Origin of the sequence: Marinobacter piscis (genome assembly GCF_007671655.1) — a bacterium.
In the GTDB taxonomy this organism is placed as follows: domain Bacteria; phylum Pseudomonadota; class Gammaproteobacteria; order Pseudomonadales; family Oleiphilaceae; genus Marinobacter; species Marinobacter piscensis.
Genome location: NZ_VCGX01000002.1, coordinates 481,437 through 499,333 on the forward strand (window position 1 = coordinate 481,437; position 17,897 = coordinate 499,333).

Annotated in this window: 14 protein-coding genes; 4 read left to right on the forward strand and 10 right to left on the reverse strand. The window is 54.9% G+C overall.

What is annotated here, in order from left to right:
- The first annotated feature begins 55 nt into the window (after positions 1-55).
- On the forward strand, positions 56-691 hold the full coding sequence (locus FFI95_RS07965; RefSeq protein WP_186311978.1) for a hypothetical protein: 636 nt from the start codon (positions 56-58) through the stop codon (positions 689-691).
- A gap of 140 nt (positions 692-831) precedes the next feature.
- Here FFI95_RS07965 and FFI95_RS07970 read toward each other — a convergent pair whose 3' ends face one another.
- Together FFI95_RS07970 and FFI95_RS07975 are read right to left on the reverse strand one after the other, a co-directional pair.
- Entirely contained in the window at positions 832-1,788 is a 957-nt protein-coding gene (locus tag FFI95_RS07970; protein ID WP_144821893.1) for a DUF6160 family protein, read from the reverse strand.
- A gap of 186 nt (positions 1,789-1,974) precedes the next feature.
- Positions 1,975-2,547: a hypothetical protein gene (locus tag FFI95_RS07975; RefSeq protein WP_144821894.1), complete on the reverse strand. Its 573-nt coding sequence runs from the start codon at positions 2,545-2,547 to the stop codon at positions 1,975-1,977.
- Between the two features lie 171 nt (positions 2,548-2,718).
- Here FFI95_RS07975 and pabB point away from each other — a divergent pair, with 171 nt between their 5' ends.
- Positions 2,719-4,092 carry an aminodeoxychorismate synthase component I gene (gene pabB / locus FFI95_RS07980; protein ID WP_144821895.1) on the forward strand — a complete coding sequence of 458 codons (1,374 nt, stop codon included), beginning with the start codon at positions 2,719-2,721 and terminating at the stop codon, positions 4,090-4,092.
- Between the two features lie 55 nt (positions 4,093-4,147).
- On the opposite strand, the gene thrH is transcribed toward pabB, so the two are convergent.
- Positions 4,148-4,762 carry a bifunctional phosphoserine phosphatase/homoserine phosphotransferase ThrH gene (gene thrH / locus FFI95_RS07985; protein WP_144821896.1) on the reverse strand — a complete coding sequence of 205 codons (615 nt, stop codon included), beginning with the start codon at positions 4,760-4,762 and terminating at the stop codon, positions 4,148-4,150.
- A gap of 210 nt (positions 4,763-4,972) precedes the next feature.
- Here thrH and FFI95_RS07990 point away from each other — a divergent pair, with 210 nt between their 5' ends.
- Positions 4,973-5,695 (forward strand): phosphoadenylyl-sulfate reductase, encoded by a 723-nt coding sequence (locus FFI95_RS07990; RefSeq protein WP_144821897.1) that lies wholly within the window; start codon positions 4,973-4,975, stop codon positions 5,693-5,695.
- 41 nt (positions 5,696-5,736) lie between these two features.
- Here the strand turns inward: FFI95_RS07990 and cysB are convergent, their stop codons facing one another.
- Positions 5,737-6,714 (reverse strand): HTH-type transcriptional regulator CysB, encoded by a 978-nt coding sequence (gene cysB / locus FFI95_RS07995; protein WP_144821898.1) that lies wholly within the window; start codon positions 6,712-6,714, stop codon positions 5,737-5,739.
- A 254-nt stretch (positions 6,715-6,968) separates the two neighbouring features.
- Between cysB and FFI95_RS08000 the strand changes: the two genes are divergently transcribed.
- On the forward strand, positions 6,969-9,695 hold the full coding sequence (locus FFI95_RS08000) for a winged helix-turn-helix domain-containing protein (RefSeq protein WP_144821899.1): 2,727 nt from the start codon (positions 6,969-6,971) through the stop codon (positions 9,693-9,695).
- 234 nt (positions 9,696-9,929) lie between these two features.
- Here the strand turns inward: FFI95_RS08000 and dinG are convergent, their stop codons facing one another.
- The 6 genes from dinG to FFI95_RS08030 form a co-directional block, all read right to left on the reverse strand.
- Positions 9,930-12,101: an ATP-dependent DNA helicase DinG gene (dinG, locus tag FFI95_RS08005; RefSeq protein WP_144821900.1), complete on the reverse strand. Its 2,172-nt coding sequence runs from the start codon at positions 12,099-12,101 to the stop codon at positions 9,930-9,932.
- Positions 12,101-12,742, reverse strand: a complete 642-nt coding sequence (locus FFI95_RS08010; protein WP_144821901.1) for a general secretion pathway protein GspB — start codon at positions 12,740-12,742, stop codon at positions 12,101-12,103. Before FFI95_RS08010 ends, dinG begins: the two co-directional genes overlap by 1 nt.
- 2 nt (positions 12,743-12,744) lie before the next feature.
- Positions 12,745-14,391 carry an ExeA family protein gene (locus FFI95_RS08015; RefSeq protein ID WP_144821902.1) on the reverse strand — a complete coding sequence of 549 codons (1,647 nt, stop codon included), beginning with the start codon at positions 14,389-14,391 and terminating at the stop codon, positions 12,745-12,747.
- Between the two features lie 18 nt (positions 14,392-14,409).
- Entirely contained in the window at positions 14,410-15,855 is a 1,446-nt protein-coding gene (locus tag FFI95_RS08020) for a DUF3336 domain-containing protein (RefSeq protein WP_144821903.1), read from the reverse strand.
- A 30-nt stretch (positions 15,856-15,885) separates the two neighbouring features.
- Entirely contained in the window at positions 15,886-16,674 is a 789-nt protein-coding gene (locus FFI95_RS08025) for an MlaA family lipoprotein (RefSeq protein WP_144821904.1), read from the reverse strand.
- Between the two features lie 63 nt (positions 16,675-16,737).
- The gene (locus tag FFI95_RS08030) at positions 16,738-17,859 is read right to left on the reverse strand and encodes a beta-ketoacyl-ACP synthase III (RefSeq protein ID WP_144821905.1); all 1,122 of its coding nucleotides are present in this window, start codon (positions 17,857-17,859) and stop codon (positions 16,738-16,740) included.
- Positions 17,860-17,897: the final 38 nt, after the last annotated feature.

Consider the following 17,897-nt stretch of genomic DNA (forward strand, 5'->3'; position numbering starts at 1 on the left):
GCTGTAACCTCACATACGCCTCACACCTGATAATGCCGCGGCAAAGGGCTACATTATGACCAGTTACAACCTGCCAAAAACAACCCCGAAAGTCCTTGCCGCTGCTATGACAGCCGTTCTTGCCGCGCCGGCTTTCGGGGACGTTCAGTCAATGACTTCAGATGAGATGGTTGAAACCTACGTTAAAGACTCCGCGGTTATTGTCGTTCCCAGGGAGAACCGCAAACCAGAAGCCGACCGCAAACGTATAATCCGCGCCCTCACCATCTCTCCCGGGGAGCCGGTTATTACTGAAGCCGAAGAAGAAGCCTATCGCCAGGCGCTGCAGCGTTTTACAGAGGAAGGCAAATCCGACGCCCTGGCCAATGCCGAGGCGGAGTTTCTGCGCCGGGCACTGCTCCTGCCCCAGGAAGAACTGGCCAGAGCCCAGCCACGAGTGGACTTCACACCAAATATTCCGCCGCTGATTTTCGGACAACAGATGCAGATTCCGGATCAGCCGTTCACACAATCGTTTCTTAACGATCAGCTGGGTATTGGCTTCGATGGGCAGAACCTGAATTTCTCCATCGGCAACCCGCCGGGGATAGACCGGGTTAATCTGCCGCACGGTATCAATGAGGGGCCCGTTCAGCTGACGCCGAGGCCGGGGGGTGGATTTGATCTTTCTATTCAGGTGCCGGATCAGTAGGTAATCATTTCCCTTAGACAATTTCAAAAACCGGCCGCTTTTATCCCTGAGCGGCCGGTTTTATTGCCCGTCTTTTCCTGCAGTAACAAAAAACGCCCCGCGGAGCGGGGCGTCTCAACACTACTAGTTGCTAGGTCAGATTAGTGACCGTATACAGCTAAACTAGTTTCACTGATGTGCAGGTTATCGATACCAATAGTACCGATGTTAGCACCACCAATAATGGTTTGCCCAATATTGACATCCATCAGAACATCATCAACATCTACACGCAGGACATCGGTTTTAGCAAGCGACGAAGTACTGTCAGCTAGCCCGTTACCCTTGTATACGCTGATACCAGCGATCGCAAAGCCTTTTTGAGCCAGCCCAACCTTTCGTAGCTCTTCCGCTGTTGGAGCGCTAGGGTCTTCAGCCAAAATCGCTACCAGCCCATCTTGCCCAAGGACTTCACCACCAGCCTCAGAACTTTTGATACTCATTTCTTTAATGCCAAGCGCTAGGAAGTCAGCATCAAAGCTCATCTCCTGCACAGTAAATGCCGCATCAAGGTTCAAGGTGCCAGTTCCAGCCTGACCGCCAACATCGTCAGTATCTACTCGAATATCGAGAGCACCAAGCAGGCCCCACGCATCAAGGTTAGATACAAGAACGGTGTTTTGACCGCCGTTACCACGCAGCTCCATAGCGCCTGCAGTCATACCCCAGTCAATGGGTACGGCGTCGCCGTTGCCATCTTCTTGCAAAGAGCCCACATGAATAATCGCGTCGCCGTCGTCGGCAATATCAATATCGATCTTCAGGTCATCGAGCAATCTACCATCGTTACCTGTAGCGCCACTCTGAATGTAACCATCAGCACTAGCAGAATCACTAGTGGCAGCACCGCCAATCACAATGTCGCTCACCGCAAATGTACCTTCGTCCTTATACGTGAACTCGCCGATTGACACACGAGTCTCAAGCTCAATAGTTACACCAGACTGACCGGTGACCGCGCCCATGGCCGTATCGTCCATAGCTTGCAGTTCCGCGTGGGCTGCAAAGGGTGCGGCGGCTACCGCTGTTGCTAAAGCAATCTTTTTCAGGCCTTTCATTATTATCTCCTTAATAAACTCATTTTGTTTTTGTCTGAGTTTTAATTTGGATGTGAGGTTCGATGCCCCACGCCTTCATTTAAGATTGTTTTACACTCCGATTCAGTGAACAGACTCACACTTTGTAATGATTAGTTACATTAAACACCGCAAAGACTGTTTGATCTTTTTAATCGGAGCCTTCGTTTATTCACCGTCGTAGAAGAACTCAAATGGTTTTTTCTGGGAGATGTGTGCTGCAAAATGAGAAACACCGTTTTCCATTTTTATAGGAACAAGTTTCAAACCCGAGACACCTAACCGATGCTCATGCTCGATCACGACAACCCGTTTTTTTTCACCTTCTTTTTCCAGCGCCCCCGGGTAAGCAATAACGGCAGCGTGGATTTGCCCGTGGCGTGCAACAGATCTTAGCGCTGTTCTGTACATAACCACCTTAATTTTTGGCGGGGCGTTCGCTTCCGCATCTTGATCAAGTTTTAGCTGTTTAATCGTGCCCCCCTTAAGAAGCATCCATGCTTCAGGCGAGAAAATGCCGGATGCATTTAAGTCATTCTCAACTGATCCCAAAGCTTTTTCCGTCAAATGCTTAAGGTCAGTTCTCGCAATCTTCACTACGGCAGCAAGTTCTTCTGGCTCGAGCTTCCCATCCGAAAGGATATGGTCATCATAGTTCCGCGGCTGCTGAGCAACTGCGCTGGTAACTATGAAAAGAAACAATACAATAACTACCTTTCCAACCAAGAATCGCTGAGCCATAAATCACCCCTGTTGATTTTCCTAAATTCATAAAGCTTGGCTGCCACTGCGGTTGGCATCACGCTGGCAGAGAGATTAATAATGGGGCCAGCTCAGGGTTGATATCATTCAAACAATGTCGATTTTGTGGCCCAAGTATCATTCTTCTAATTAACCGGAGTTAATTTGTCAGTGTCTTTTTCAGCTCTGCTTAGTCGCCAAGAATACGAAACACTGCTTGCCCACGCTTCTGATGAGACCGACTTTGCCCATCTTGGCAGTATCGGTACGGGCGACGGACGCGGCTTACTCAGTGGTTTTACAGCATGCGCTATCGCAACGAAGAGTTTGAGTGCAGCGGATAAAGGGCTTCTGAATACCAGTAAGCTTTCCGCTCAAATAGAGAACTTGATTGCGCACTACAAAGTTCCAGAGCAGAAAACACAAAGCTTTTTAACGGGCGGCTGGATTGGTTTTTTGAGTTACGAATTCGGGTACATGAAAGAAAAGCGCCTTTCTGGACTCTGCCCTGTACCTGCAACTCCCTTGCTCTTTGCCGGTTTTTATCTGTGGACTGCTAGTCACAACCAGGCCACCGGTGCTTTTCACTTATGGGTCCACCCCAAATGCCCGGAACACATCCGAGCCACTATTCAGTCTTGGCGCTCCAGCGCGCCCATCGGCAAAACAACCAACTGGCAGATGACTTCTCCGTTTAAGTCGCGACAGCGCCCTGTAGAATTCATGGCTGGTGTCGATGCTGTTCAGCGCTACATCAATGCCGGTGATTGCTACCAGGCGAACCTTTCCCAAGAATTCCAGGGCAGCTATAAGGGAAACCCCTGGAAGGCGTTTAAAGCACTGGCTGACGCCAACCCCACCCCCTACAGCGCTTTCCTTAAAACCGGCACCGGTGCTGTACTATCCATTTCCCCCGAACGTTTTCTGGAAATTCGTGGCGGCACGGTTAATACCAGCCCCATTAAAGGCACTCGCCCGAGAGGCAAGACACCTACTGAAGATGTGGCTTACGCAGCTGAACTGGAAGCCTCAGAAAAAGACCGAGCCGAGAACCTGATGATTGTGGACCTGCTGCGCAATGACCTGAGCGTTAACGCCCGCCCCGGCTCGGTAAAAGTGGATGAGCTGTTCGCCCTGGAAAGCTACGAGAACGTACACCACCTGGTCAGTCATATACGGGCAGAGTTAGCCGAGGGTGTTTCCCCGCTTCAGGCTTTGTTCGACGCCTTCCCCGGCGGCTCCATTACCGGTGCACCCAAAATCCGCGCCATGGAGATTATTCATGAGCTGGAACCTCACTGGCGCGGGCCTTATTGCGGGTCGGTGTTCTATTACGGGCTGGATGGCCGGCTGGACAGTAACATTGCGATACGCACCCTACTCTGTGAACGTGACAACACAGACGCGTCAGGCGTGGAGCACGGGACCATTCGCTGCTGGGGTGGTGGCGGTATTGTGGCGGATTCGGAACCAGAAGCGGAGTATCAGGAAACCCTGACCAAGGTAAAGCCGCTGATGGATTTTCTGGAAAATCTGAAGCTGTAACCCATGCCGCCGCGCTCTGCCGCAGCGGCACCGGCTGGACTGGTCTTCGCGAAAGTCAGGCGCTGTGCACGGCGCTGGCTTTCAGAAACGCCTGTTTGAGATCGTCAAACTCCTGCACCGCCGGGTACTGTGGAAACTCATCGATGACGTTCTGCGGAGCATGGAAGAGAATACCGGCTTCGGCCTGACCCAGCATGGTGGTGTCGTTGTAGGAATCACCAGCGGCAATTACACGGTAGTTCAGCAGCTGGAAAGCGCGAACGGACTGACGTTTGGGGTCACGCTGGCGCAGCAGGTAGTTGGTGATCTGACCGTTCTCCGCCACTTCCAGCTTATGGCAAAGCAGCGCCGGGTAGCCCAGCTTTTTCATCAACGGCATGGCGAATTCATAGAAGGTGTCAGAAAGGATCACCACCTGAAAGCGCTCGCGCAGCCAGTCCAGAAATTCGCGGGCGCCCGGCAGTGGGTCCAGCTCACTGATCACTTCCTGAATGGCTGGCAGGCCGTATCCGTGCTCGTCCAGAATCCGCAGCCGCTGCTTCATCAGTACGTCGTAATCAGGAATATCCCGGGTGGTCGCCTTGAGTTCTTCAATGCCGGTTTTTTCTGCAAATGCGATCCAGATTTCCGGGATCAGTACGCCCTCAAGGTCAAGACATGCGAGTTCCACAACGGTCTCCTGAATAGAATAAATGTCAGGGAGCACTCCGGGTGCTCCTGTTTCGTGCGGCTATGATATGTAAAACGGCGCCGGATTGCATGGGAAATTGAACACTCAGGGCCTGCAATGAAGGCATAACTATATAGACTGTAATTCCTTCAGGTTATTAGCCCTTTGATGCTAGCCTTAGCGCATCACTCAAAGGAATGCTGGAGCAACATGACTGATATCGAATCCCTTCGTGCCGGGCTTGAAGACCAGAGCCCACGAGCTATTCTGAAAGCCGCTCTGGCCAGGTACGACAACATCGCCATTTCCTTCAGCGGTGCCGAGGACGTGGTATTGATCGAGATGGCCCATAAGCTGACCGACAACCTGCAGGTGTTTACCCTGGATACTGGCAGGTTGCACCCGGAAACCTACAGGTTTATTGAAAATGTTCGCCAGCATTATGGCATCCAGATTGACGTGCTGTTTCCGGACTCTGCAGAGGTTCAGGAGCTGGTGAATAACAAAGGATTGTTCAGCTTTTATCAAGATGGGCATGCGGAATGCTGCGGCATCCGCAAGGTAAACCCACTGCGCAGGAAGCTGGCCACGGTGGATGCGTGGATCACCGGCCAGCGCCGGGATCAAAGCCCGGGCACCCGCAACCATGTTCCGGTGGTGCAGGCAGACGATGCCTTTTCCACTCCGGAGAAAACCCTGGTGAAGTTCAACCCGCTGGCAAACTGGAGCTCCAAAGAGGTCTGGGACTACATCCGTATGTCAGAAGCCCCTTACAACCCACTCCACGAGAAGGGATTTGTGAGTATTGGCTGCCAGCCCTGCACTCGCCCGGTATTACCCGGGCAGCATGAGCGCGAAGGCCGGTGGTGGTGGGAAGAAGCCACACAGAAAGAGTGCGGCCTGCATGCCGACAATCTGATCGCCCGGCAGTAATCCGCGCCAGGCGGCCAGGCAACCCGGCGCGGGAGGCCCTGTTAAAAGGTGGGCAGTTCCACGTCTTTGAACAGGGCCTCTATTTCACCGCGATTGCTCTGGCGCGCAACCGCCTCATCCACCACCTCTTTTGTCAGGTGCGGGGCAAAGCGCTGAATGAACTCGTACATATACCCGCGCAGGAAGGTGCCCTTACGGAAACCGATGCGGGTGACACTGGCACCGAACAGATCCCTTGCATCCAGTGCAACCAAGTCGGTGTCGGTTTCCGGGTTGAACGCCATACTGGCGATAATGCCTACCCCGAGACCCAGGCGTACATAGGTTTTAATGACATCCGCATCGGCTGCGGTGAACACAACTTTGGGCGTGAGATCCTTGGATTTAAACGCTTCATCAAGTTTTGACCGGCCGGTAAAGCCAAATACATAAGTGACCAGCGGATGCTCAGTCAGCGCCTCCAGAGTCAGCTTCGGCAGCTGGGTCAGCGGATGGTCTCTGGGCACTATCACCGTGCGGTTCCAGCGGTAGCACGGCATCATAATAAGATCGTTAAACAGCTCCATAGCTTCTGTGGCAATGGCAAAATCCACTGACCCATTGGCTGCCATTTCCGAAATCTGCATTGGCGTTCCCTGATGCATATGCAGAGAAACGTCCGGATAAAACTCAATAAAACCACTGATGACTGGCGGCAAGGCGTATCGCGCCTGAGTGTGGGTGGTCGCAATACTCAGATCACCTTTTTGCTGATCGCTGAACTCCTGGGCAATTTTCTTGATGCCTTCCGCACGCCTGAGTATTTCTCCGGCCTCGCGAACGATGATTTCGCCCGGGGGTGTAATACGGGTAAGATGCTTGCCACTGCGGGCAAAGATTTCCAGGCCCAGCTCGTCCTCAAGCAACCGGATTTGCTTGGAGATGCCTGGCTGAGAGGTAAACAGGCTCTGTGCGGTTGCCGACACGTTAAGGTCGTGATGTGCAACTTCCCAGATATACCGCAACTGTTGTAATTTCATTGGCTTTGCTGCTCCGTGAGTTTCCCGCCTGTGACGGGCTGCCATTGAATGTCGGCAAGTAAAACGACCCAGATTATACGCATAACAAACACGAGATTCATTCTTTTTTAATATATAAGCGCTGTCAGGTTCAGTTTAGTTCAGATTTTCAGCATAGTAGCCTATGACGTATCCCACAGGCTCTCCAGCCCTTGACTTGACTGAGACAAAGCACACAATTTCATATCAACATTTACCCTGCTTCCGGGACGCCGATGCTACTCACCACCAAGTTTCTACGACCAGCTTCTGACTCGCGCGCAGTACAGCGAGAGCGGCTGAGTGCGTTACTGACTCCCGGTCAGCCCAAACGCCTTAACCTGGTCATTGCGCCCGCAGGGTTTGGTAAGACAACGCTGGCCAGCCAGTGGTGCGCACGTACCACCGGCTCCATTGCCTGGCTGTCTCTGGATGAGCACGACAATGAACCCCGGCGGTTCTGGCAGTATGTTGCCAGTGCGTTTGAGAATGCAGGGCTGACCGGCCTGGATGCCTGCCATCAAAATCTGGCTAACAGCACGGACAACAGCCTGGAAAATGCCATTACTGCATTGATTAATGCACTGGCGACTGACGACACCCCCTGGGTTCTCGTACTGGATGATTTTCAGTTTATCTTCGCCAACGAAATACAGAGACAATTCGCCTACTTTATTGACTACCTGCCCGCAGGTGTCACGATCACCCTGGTCTCCCGCACAGAGCCGGCCTTGCCTCTGGCACGGTGGCGGGTACGCGGGTGGCTGCAAGAGGTACATCCGGCACTGCTGGCCTTTTCAGAAAACGAAAGTCGCGAGTTTTTCCACAATACGATGGGGCTTGCGATTTCCGAAGCGCAGGTACAGGCCATTTTCCAGCGTACAGAAGGCTGGGTGGCGGCCATGCAGCTGACTGCTCTTTCGGGGCATAAGACCGGCTCGCCCAGGGATCAACCAGCCCCAACCAGCCAGCAACCGACACTCAGCCTGAACCAACAGCACATCAGCGATTACGTGCTCACCGAGGTGCTCGATAAGCAACCGCCGGAAACCGTCAGCTTTCTTCTGGATACTGCCTGCTGCACGCGCCTGTGCGCCTCCCTGTGCGACAGCATTCGTCATGCCGATGACAGCCAGGAAAAACTGGAACACCTGCTCGCAAAGAACCTGTTCCTGGTCCCCCTGGATAATCACAATGAATGGTTTCGTTACCATGATCTGTTCCGCGACGCTCTCTTACAGAAGCTTGCAGCCACAGACGCGCTCCGCGCTCAGCAACTCCGGGAGCGGGCAATAACCTGGCTTCTTCACCACGGCCAGATTCAGGAAGCCATTGCCCAGATAGTGCAAAAGGAAGACTGGCCCTGGCTGGCTGAGGTCCTGGCGACCCACGGCAATAAACTTATTCACGGCGGGTTTCATCTTCCGGTCCTGGACTGGCTGAACGCCTTACCGGAGCGCCAGATCACGGATAATGCGCAACTGCAGATGCTGCGTGTCTGGGGCCTTTTCTTTGCCAACCGGCTGGTTCAGCTTGAACCTCTACTGAGCCATGTGGAGAGCCTGCTGCAACCCGGCAGCGAAACCCTGAATCAGGACACAGAAAGTGCTCCTGGCCTGAAAAGTGAAATCTCACTGATACGATCCTACCTGGCACGCTCCCGCAGCACCGATAAAAATGCCAGTGACCTGACCCGTCAGGTACTTGCAGAGATTGACCACACCCGCATTCCCCTGAAGTCGGTCACCTATTACGGTCTAGGCCTGGATGATTACGGCAGTGGCAACCTGACCGGTGCGGAAAAATCACTGAAGGCAGCCGTGCATTATGGACAGATTGAACGCAAGCCGAGCACAGTCCTCTCCAGTGGCGGCCTTCTGGCCTGGATCCAGTACAATCGCGGCGATATGGACCTTGCCCTGCAAACCTGTACCGAAGTACGTCAGTGGGTCGACCGGCACTACGCCGATCCGACGCAGCCCCGTCTTATTTCCTGCTGGCTGAGCGCCGCACTGACAGAAATTCACCGCGAGTGTAACCAGCTTCAGGACGCTGCAGCGCACCTTGGGCCCTTGCTGGAGCATGTCAACAAAGGCGCAGAACCCGGGCAACACGTCATCATTCAGCACGTGCGCGGGCACCTCGCATTCAGTGAGGGGCGCTATCAGCAGGCCATAGAGTTTCTTGAAGACGCTGACACAGTTGCTCGTAAACGCCGGGAACACATTGTGTTCGAGCCACCCGCCAGTTCGGCGCTCCTTGCCCGCTGTTATCTGGCCATTGGTGAGACGGCCCGGGCGCGACAGATTCTGGAGGCTGAAGATACCCGGGCCGTTACGAACCCTCTGAATCGGGAGCAGAACAGCATCAGTTATGCCCGGCTGCTGGTTGCGGAAGGCAGCCCGGAACCGGCATTGGCGCTGGTCACCGCTCTTATCCCCGATACCGAAGATAACGAGCACATTCGCCATAAAGTAGAGGCTTTACTGGTGTGTGGTGACGCCCTTGCCCTGCAAAACCGAACAGAACAGAGCCAGGAGCGGATTGCCCGTGCCCTGTCGCTTGCAGCCGACTCCGGCTTTATGCGGCTGCTGACCGAGGAAAGCCCCCGCCTGCAACGGTTAGTGCGTGCGAACGCATTCCTGAACAGTGGCGGTTACTGGCAACAGAGTGTGGCCGAAATGCTTGCCGATCAGGACCAGAATGACAGTACAGAGTCTACACCCACAGGCTCGGCGCCGGGTGCCGAAGCCATGGCACTTGCAGAGCCTTTAAGTCAGCGGGAGCGGGAAGTACTGGAGCTGATTAATGCGGGCCACGCCAACAAGGACATCGCCGTGCATATGGGGGTAGCACCTGCCACTGTAAAGGCGCATATACGCAACCTTTATGGAAAACTTGGTGTGGGGCGCAGGACAGAAGCGCTTGCCCGGGCGCGGGAGCTGGGGATTCTCACCGTCTAACCCGGGCGATTTGTGACCGGCATCACATTCGGGAGATGTTTTTTTACGGCGCTACGCCCTTTGGACGATTCGTCTACGCCCTCTGAGCCTCTATGATTGTATCCACGGTGAGGCAAGCCCTCACCCTGAAATCTGAAAACTCAGGCCTTTCAGACTTCTTGATTTGCGTTGTATCTACGCTTGGGTTCTTAAAGAGCCCTTTTGCAAGAGCCAGTCTCCGGACTGGCTCTTTTTTTATGGCTCAATAATCCGCCGGAACGGCGGTAGTGAGTCCAGCAGCAGCTGCCCATAGCGCCGGGCCACAATTCTGCGATCAAGAATACTGACTCTGCCGGTATCCTCCTCTGTGCGCAGCAGCCGTCCGACGGCCTGCACCAGCTTGATAGAAGCATCGGGCACCGTAATTTCCATAAACGGATTGCCACCGCGCTGGTTAATCCACTCGGCCAGCCCAGCCTCAATGGGGTCATCGGGTACTGAAAAAGGCAGCCGCGTGATCACCACATGGTGCAGATACTTCCCGGGCAGGTCGATGCCTTCAGCAAAACTGGCTACACCAAACAACACGCTCGCCCGGCCCTCATCAACCCGGTCCCGATGCTGACGCAGCACTTCGCCCCGGGACATATCATCCTGGGTGATAATGAGACCGGGATACTCCGGACTCAGTGCATCACGAACCTGGTGCATCTGGCGTCGCGAGGTAAACAAAACGAGTGTTGCTTTGCCGCCGGCCCACACACCCGGCAGACGCTTGATCAGCTCATCCGCAAAACCATCATCTGTAGGCATACAGCGCATGGCCGGCACTTCCACCGTTGCCATCTCGGTATAGCGAAACGAGCTGGGCACTACCAGCATGCGGCTGGCCTCCGGCAACCCGGCCCGTGCCTGGAGCCGGTCAAAACGGCCAAGCGCCGTGAGTGTGGCACTGGTCAGCACCGCTCCATAGGCACGGGACCACAGGCGTGTATACAGAAGGCTGTTGGCAAGTACGGGGGAACTGAACAGGGTAATGTCTTCAGCATGGTCCCACCTCTGCCGGACACTCCAGCGCGCCGGCGGCGGGCTTTTGTTTGTGCGTCCCTGAGACTCCGAATCTTCCGAATTGCCCCCCACCTGTTCGGTCCAGGCGGTCCAGAGCCGCAACTGGTCTTCAGAGCGGCTGTGGAAGGCTCCGATCACCGGATACCAGGCTTCGGCTGTATCACGATCAATTTCATGCTGTTTGCGTTCGTCAAACGCACCCTGAAGCTCTTCTGCGAGTGCGCCCAAGTGGCGTACCAAGCCGGCCGTGGCAATACGGCTTTCAGACGCCAGCTCGGCCAGTGCCTCGGGCAATTCGCCTTCCGGGTAACGCCACTGGGCGGAGCGCCGCTCCTCATTGAAGTCCCAGCCGGTATTCTGCTCGGTTTCTTCGTAGACCCGTGCCAGTACCAGATCCACATCTCGAGCGGCGGAGCTGATCCGGTCAAGGGTTTTTGCGCCCTGGGTTCCGGGGGCAAGGTACGGCTGCATCTTAACCAGTGCCTGAGAAAGCTGTTTCAGCCACTGCCGGGTTGAGTTCAGTGGTACAGACGCAGCGAAGTGGTTCAGGGCTTTATCCGGTAGGTGATGAGCTTCGTCGAAAATGAACAAGGCATTCTCAGGCTCAGGCAGAATTGCACCTCCACCCAGAGCGAGATCAGCCAGCACCAGATCGTGGTTGGCGACCACGATATCCACTTCGTCCAGATCTTTACGGGCATCAAAAAACGCGCAGCTGTCAAAATAACTGCAGTGCCGGTTTGTGCACTGGCGATGATCGGTGGTGACCTGACGCCAGATATCATCGGGTATCTGCTCGGGCCAGTGGTCCCGGTCACCGTCCCACTTCCGGGAACCATAGCTTGCCAACATTTCCTCGAAAAATGCCCGGGTGCCCGGCTCTTCGGCCCCTGGATTATCCAGCAGAAAAAGGGGCATGGTGTCGCTGTCGCCACTGCCTTCATCGTGTAACCGGGATTCCAGGCGGGACAAACACAGATACCGACCCCGGCCTTTGGCCAGAGTCCAGCTGAAATTCATTTTGCTGTGTTTTTTCAGATCCGGCAGATCTTTAAGAACAATCTGATCCTGCAGCGCAACGGTGGCGGTTGAGATCACCAGCGTTTTGCCTAACGCCCGGGCGACAGGAATCGCTGCAATCAGGTACGCCAGAGTCTTACCCGTACCTGTGCCTGCCTCCACCACGCAGGTTGCCGGTGGCGAGGTGCGCTGACCATCGTTCTCGGTGATTTCGCCCATGTATTTTGCGATTTCAGCGATCATCAAACGCTGCCCATAACGGGCACGTACGCCCTTACCTGCCAGCACTTCCCGGTAGCTTTGCTGGATTTCCTGTTTTATAGCGTCAGTCAGTGCCATCAGCGCGGGCTCACCCAGTCACGAACCGTACCCACACGGAAGCGTTCACCTTGTTTGCTCAATACAACTCCATCCTCGGTTACTTCTTCTACGGTAATCCCCGAAAACGACTCGCCCGGGCGCAGGTAATGACCATTAATCATAACCCGGCTGGCACTGGGGTCCGTTGAAAAGATATGACTGTTAAACATCAGATCCGGAACACTCTTCTGAAATGAAAGCGGTAGCTCAACCAGGTGCGGCACCCGGCCTTCGGCGCGGCTGTCGCTCACCGGCGGCGCTGGGCGTTCCTGGCGCACTGAAGGCCTGATAATCGCGGGTCGTTCACGAACCGGCTCTGCTGTGGGCTCGCTTACCGGCTCCGGCTGCACCGGCGACGGGTCTGCGACCGGCCGGGGGTCAATTTCCGCCGGCTTTATTTCCGGCTCCGTGGGCGCTGGTTTATCCGTTGCCATTTCCGGCCAGAAGACAACCGCCAATACGCCGGCGTTCACCAGCAGCGCCAGTGCCACCCAGAGTACCGGGGACACCCGGCGTTTCTTCGGCCGGTGGATCAGATGTACCTGTTGCCCCAGGTCGGGCACCTTGCCCTGACGGCGCTCGGTTTCAGACTTTCTGAGTGCATCAAGAATATAGGACATACCTACTCCCCGCCCCTGTTGCCTGGGCTGGCGAGTCTCGGTACTCCGGCATCCAGATCATTATTTATCTGTATGACTGTCATTGCACCCGCAATCCCGTCGACTGTCAGCCCTCGCACGGACTGATACCAGCGAATCTGCTCGTTCAGCGCCATGCGTTTGATTTCGGCACTCCGGGCGGGTGAGTTGCTGTGAATATCGGCGAGCTCCATCATTCGTACGCCCAACCACAATTCTTCACCACCATGCTCGCCCTCACCCGGCGGACTGGCAAGATAGTCAGGAAGTTGCCACAGCACCTGATATTCACCAAACCAGTAGGGCTCCAGGCTGTCGAATGGCACCTGCACAACGCCGTCTGGCAGCACAATATCAGCCATCTGCCCGTCAAGCCGCCTTAACACGACAAATCGTTCGGTGCCTGTGTCATCCAGCAGTCGCAGGATAGCGGGCCTGTCCAGAAATGCCAGACTGCGGCGGCTGCCCTGGCGCTCAAGACACCCGAGGCCCGAAGCCCGGGCAAAGTCGCAGACCGCGGCTTCGCCTTCTGGGGGATAACGGACATCCCAGATATCGAAAAGTCTGGCAAAGGCCTCATGCTCACTCCCACTGTGCTCCGCAAAGCGGAACCCGGGCGGCTCTGGTTCAGGCATAGCAGCGCGTTCAACGAGGCCTTCCTGGTTGTCCTCTCTCGCTTCGGCACCGTTTATGATGGGCGTGCCTGTCCACTGCTGGTAAACCCAGACACTACTGATCACGGCCAGCAACAAGGAGGCAAATACCACAAGATAATCAGACAACTTGCCTTTTCTGCCGGAACCCGAAGCACCTGCTTCGATACGGGTACCACCGCCAACTTCTCTGGCAGCCTGTCGAATGTGAGCGGCAGTGACTTCATGTTCGCCCTCTGCGTAAGCACCCAGGAGCGCGCGATCACTGATCAGGTTGATCAGGCGGGGTATACCATGGCTTAAACGGTATAGCTTACGCACTGCAGATGCGGAAAACACATCCCCCCGCATTCCGGCAACACCCAGCCGGTAGCTCAGGTACGCCGGTAATTCACTCCGGCTGATGGCATCCAGGTGGTAACGGGCGGTTACCCGCTGGTTCAGCTGACGAAGTTGCGGAAGTGCGAGTTTCTGCTGCAGTTCTGGTTGCCCCAGCAACACAATTTGCAGCAGCTTCTTCTCTGCGGTTTCCAGGTTGGTCAGCAACCGTAACTGCTCAAGTACATCAGCCGACAGGTTCTGGGCTTCATCAATCAACAACACTTTGTGGCGCCCGGCCGCATGAGCCTTGAGCAGGTCCTGATTAATCAGATCGACCATCTGTTTGATGGATGCGCCGCCAGGGTGCGCGATTCCCAGCTCGTCACAAATGGCGGAGAGCAACTCCCTGGCAGACAGCCGGGGATTGAGAATCAGAGCAATATCGACATGGGCGGGAGCATTCTCAATAAAACAGCGGCTTACGGTGGTTTTTCCCGTGCCCACTTCGCCGGTGATCACAATAAAACCACCCTGGCCCCTGACGCCATACATCAGATGAGCAAGCGCTTCTTTATGGCGCTCACTCAGGTACAGGTAACGGGGATCGGGCGCAATCGAGAACGGCGGTTCTCTGAAGCCGAAGAAATCAGAATACATGGGCGTCCAGTCAAATACTCATTTGCGGTAGTTTTCCTGTTTCAGGCGACGCACGCAACGTTCCAGGGTTTTGGAAATCCGCGCATGGGACTGAATCATCGATATTTTTGGCCAGGTTGCCCGCTCCCCCGCCAGAATCATTTCCCGCACAAATTCAGGCCTGGGATCAGCCAGCATTCGCCGGTAATGTCTGAACCTGTAGGTGGGTGCAATGGTTACGTCGCCGGAATACCGCTGGGCCATGATGGTGTACATCTGACCGGAGATTTGCCGAAACAGCTCCGGGCGGGCCCGTTTACGAAGATAATCGAACACACCCTGGCCATGAAACTGCACCTCGGATTTCATCAGGTGCCAGGGCAGACTGGCCAGAGAAAGCTTTTCGTCCTCGCCGCGTTCGTTAAGAAAAGGCACGACGTGGGGGTTGGTCTGGCTGACAATGGTGAAATTTACGTCGTATAGGTGCATCAGCCGGTCTATGGGCAGGTCACTGACAACCGACCCATCGACAAACCTGAGCTTGGGTATGTAAGGCAGCGACTGCCCATACATGTCCTTTTTCATCAGCGTAACAGGTGGAAAAATACCCGGCACGGCGGCGCTGGCAAGGGCTCCACTCCAGACCATTAAATAGGGTGAAGTATAGCCGGATAGCAGCCGGGCCTTCTGATGCGCCTGTACCGGGGACACGCTCATGTTAATGGAGCGTCCGGTGCGCTGATAGGCCTCTTCAAAGGTGTAGTCACCAATGTTACTTCTCAGACAGGCCCGTAGTTGCGCCTGATCCATCAGGCCTTCGCCCCGCATGGCGCTCAATAAGCCACGCCACTTCCAGGCTTTCAGGTTGTGGTTTTCCGGTACGAGCATTTCAGGGATCGCGGCGTCTGTGTGAACGCCCAGCATGCCGGCAATAATGGCGCCGATGCTGGAGCCGGTAATCACCTGGGGCAGCAGCCCCTTTTCCCAGAGCGCCTTGATGACCCCGAAGTGAAAAATGCCGAGGCTGGCGCCGCCACTCAACAGGAGCGTAGGCCGGCCGTAACTGGTGAGGGTATCACGGAAAAACTGAAGTTTTTCAGCAACCGGAAAACCAGGTACCGGGTGGTCGCACAGAAAATCCAGGGCCTCACAAGCCTGAGTAATATACTCTTCTATCAGGTGTTTGGTGCCAATCCGGGAACGGGTGTAAAGCGCGGGGTTGCCCATGTTACCCAGGTCGTGATGCAGGCCTTCCCGAAGAGCGCGCTTCAGGCGGTCGAAATCGTTTTGCTGGCGGTATTGTTTGATGCTGGTAAGGCGATCGTACAGCAATTCGTAGTTGTAGAGGTCAGAGGCGAAATCCTCTTTCCACTCAGCATTGCCTTCCAGAAAATCCAGTTCCAGACCCGCAGCCTTCCACGACTCGTAGTCCGGCGCCTCGGACAACATCTTGCGGAACTTGTTAATCTTTGGGTCTTTGAGCACTCTGTGCCCTCCCTCAACCAACAGCCGGAATCAGAAATCGTCCAGCATCAGATCATCGTCGTCATCACTGGCAAATGGATCACTTGTCACCTTACCATCATTAATCAGAAACTCACGACGTTGCATGAACGCATTGCGCACAAATATGTAGGTGTCGCCGGAGACAAACCCTTCCGCGGGAATCAGATCAGCCCGTTTGTCTACAACCTGAAGTGCTCGCCCGGCATAGCGATAAGACCTGTCCGCCTCCTGCCACAACGATGGGAATGCAAAACCATCTATCCCCATTCCACTGAGGCGACGAGGGCTGGATGGGCCGAGCAAAGGCAGCATCAGATAAGGGCCGGACCCTGCGCCCCAATAGCCCAGTGTCTGCCCGAAGTCTTCCGGCCTTTCCGGCAGGTCAAAGGCTGTGGCAACGTCTATCAGCCCACCCAGACCAAATACTGTGTTGTAGGTAAAACGGCCAGCGGCAACAACCGCAGATTCACCCTTCAGCTGCAAAATGCTGTTAATGAAGTTCCGTATCTCGGACAGATTGTTGAAAAAATTTGTAACACCCCGGTCGGCGAAGTCCGGCATTACTGTACGGTAGGTTTTGGCGACGGGCTTCAACGCCCAGCGGTCAACACTTTCATTAAAGCTGTAAACCTTCCGGTTCCAGTTTTCATACGGATCCTGAGGGTTCACTTCCGGAGCGCCCTCGGGCACAGGCTCCGCAGTACTCTGTGCCATTGCGGGTACAGAAAACATTACAACGGCTAACAGAACAACAAGGGGCAGTGCTGCGAGACTGCCCCTGGGTGAGTAGTTTGTCATGCTCAACTCTTGAATGGGTGATGTTGGTTTTACAGCAGCACTGACGCACTGCTGCAAACGCAATCAGCGGCGGCGCACTACAACACTGCCAATAGAATAACCAGCGCCGAAGGAGCAGATGACCCCGGTGTCGCCGGAACTCAGGTCATCTTTATGTTTATGGAACGCAATGATGGACCCTGCCGAGCTGGTATTGGCGTATTCATCAAGGATGACCGGCGCCTCATCTTCGGACGCGTCCCGGCCAAGCACTCTGCGGGCAATCAGTTGGTTCATGTTCAGGTTAGCCTGATGCAGCCACATTCTACGCAAATCTTCAGGCTTAAGCGAAAGGCTCTCCAGATGGCCCTGAATCGTTTCCGCCACCAAGGGTGAAACTTCCCGGAACACCTTACGGCCCTGCTGAATAAACAGTTTATCCGGCTTACCTACCCCGGACTCATCCGCCCGGTTCAGGAAACCAAAATTATTCCGGATGTTGTTGGAAAAGCTGGTCTTCAGGCGGGTTCCAAGAATCTCAAACCCCTGCCCGGGCCGGGTATCTTCCTCACGCTCAACCATAATAGCGGTGCAGGCATCCCCGAATATGAAATGGCTGTCGCGATCACGGAAGTTCAGGTGACCGGAGCATATTTCCGGGCTGACCACCAAAACGGCCCGGGCCGAACCATTCTCCACAGAGTTCAGTGCTGCCTGTAACCCGAACGTAGCCGAACTGCACGCTACGTTCATGTCATAGGCAAAGCCCTCAATGCCGAGCGCGGCCTGAACTTCAATCGAAATGGCCGGATAGGCGCGTTGCATGTTGGAACAGGCAACGATAACAAAATCAACATCACTGGCTTTCTTGCCGGCCTGCTCCAACGCCTGATTACAGGCTGTAACGGCCATTTCGCACTGAACCGATGGCTCGTCGTTGCCCCGTTCAGGGATATAGGGCGCCAGGCGCTCCGGATCCACAATGCCGGTTTTATCGATAACATGCCGGCGCTTGATGCCGGATGCCTTCTCGATAAACTCCGAAGACGATGGCTGCAGAGCTTCAACCTCACCCCGCTCAATGGCATCCGCATGCTCTGAATTATAGGTTTCTACATACTGGTTAAAAGCTTCTACCAGTTCATCGTTGTCTACGGTCGCCGGCGGTGTATACAGGCCAGTTCCGCTAATGACGGCTTTAATCACGCTAACCCCACGTCATGGTGTGAAAACAGAAGGAGATA